At 47.6% G+C, this 412-nt stretch carries 1 protein-coding gene; it reads right to left on the bottom strand.

The features are described 5' to 3' along the window. The coding region (locus AB4263_RS24105) for a tandem-95 repeat protein (protein WP_372099032.1) at nt 1–412 on the bottom strand (412 nt) is incomplete at both ends.

Raw genomic sequence — 412 nt, 5'->3', positions numbered from 1 at the left:
CTGATATCGATGTCACCGTTGAAGTTTTCATCTGGCGTAATCGTGAAACTGCCGTCATCGTTTTGAGTAACGGTTGCATCACCGTCGACCGTTAAGCCGCTGGCTGTTAGGTCATCGCCTTCAACATCTGATGCTTGTGATAACAGTTGCTCTTGGCTTAAACGGATAGAACCGTCTTCATCGATTGAGTACGCTAGGTCGCCAGACACTGGCGCATCATCAACGGCAGTTACGCTCACGTCGATGTTTGCTGTTACCGTATCGGTTCCGTCAGAGACATAGAAGCCGAAGTTTACGTCACCATTGAAGTTTTCGTTTGGAGCGAATGTGTAAGTACCATTACCGTTATCAGTAAGGATACCGTCACCACCATCGTAGGTCACACCTTCAACAGTAAGGTTGTCACCTTCAA

The organism is Vibrio sp. 10N.261.55.C5 (genome assembly GCF_041470505.1).
Lineage (GTDB): Bacteria > Pseudomonadota > Gammaproteobacteria > Enterobacterales > Vibrionaceae > Vibrio > Vibrio crassostreae_C.
Note: the sequence above shows the minus strand (reverse complement) of the source record. Positions and strands in the feature narration are given on the sequence as shown.